Genomic DNA, 1,325 nt, shown 5'->3' on the forward strand with positions numbered 1-1,325 from the left:
AGCACCATGACGGCCAAACGGATGCTTCCAACGGTGCTAACTATATCACGATGTCCTACAACTATTATCACGATCATGATAAAAGCTCCATTTTCGGATCAAGTGACAGCAAAACCTCCGATGACGGCAAATTAAAAATTACGCTGCATCATAACCGCTATAAAAATATTGTCCAGCGCGCGCCGAGAGTCCGCTTCGGGCAAGTGCACGTATACAACAACTATTATGAAGGAAGCACAAGCTCTTCAAGTTATCCTTTCAGCTATGCATGGGGAATCGGAAAGTCATCTAAAATCTATGCCCAAAACAATGTCATTGACGTACCGGGACTGTCAGCTGCTAAAACGATCAGCGTATTCAGCGGGGGAACGGCTTTATATGACTCCGGCACGTTGCTGAACGGCACACAGATCAACGCATCGGCTGCAAACGGGCTGAGCTCTTCTGTCGGCTGGACGCCGTCTCTGCATGGGTCGATTGATGCTTCTGCTAATGTGAAATCAAATGTCATAAATCAAGCGGGTGCGGGTAAATTAAATTAAGAAAGTGAAAAACACAAAGGGTGCTAACCTTTGTGTTTTTTAATTAATTAAAATGTTTATTAACTTAGTTAAGGAGTAGAATGGAAAAGGGATCGGAAAACAAGTATATAGGAGGAGACCTATTTATGGCTTCAGAAAAAGACGCAGGAAAACAGTCAGCAGTAAAGCTTGTTCCATTGCTTATTACTGTCGCTGTGGGACTAATCATCTGGTTTATTCCCGCTCCGTCCGGACTTGAACCTAAAGCTTGGCATTTGTTTGCGATTTTTGTCGCGACAATTATCGGCTTTATCTCCAAGCCCTTGCCAATGGGTGCAATTGCAATTTTTGCATTGGCGGTTACTGCACTAACTGGAACACTATCAATTGAGGATACATTAAGCGGATTCGGGAATAAGACCATTTGGCTTATCGTTATCGCATTCTTTATTTCCCGGGGATTTATCAAAACCGGGCTCGGTGCGAGAATTTCGTATGTATTCGTTCAGAAATTCGGGAAAAAAACCCTTGGACTTTCTTATTCACTGCTATTCAGTGATTTAATACTTTCACCTGCTATTCCAAGTAATACGGCGCGTGCAGGAGGCATTATATTTCCTATTATCAGATCATTATCCGAAACATTCGGATCAAGCCCGGCAAATGGAACAGAGAGGAAAATCGGTGCATTCTTATTAAAAACCGGTTTTCAGGGGAATCTGATCACATCTGCTATGTTCCTGACAGCGATGGCGGCGAACCCGCTGATTGCCAAGCTGGCCCATGATGTCGCAGGGGTGGACT

The 1,325-nt window shown here is 43.9% G+C and carries 1 protein-coding gene and 1 pseudogene; both read left to right on the forward strand.

Going from position 1 to position 1,325, the window contains the following annotated elements:
- Window positions 1-542: pseudogene (locus ACWHAR_RS21605) on the forward strand (pectate lyase); the annotation flags it as partial.
- A gap of 125 nt (window positions 543-667) precedes the next feature.
- Window positions 668-1,325: SLC13 family permease (locus ACWHAR_RS21610; protein ID WP_452087785.1), on the forward strand; the 658-nt coding region annotated here is incomplete at its 3' end.

Source organism: Bacillus sp. LR--39, assembly GCF_053613335.1.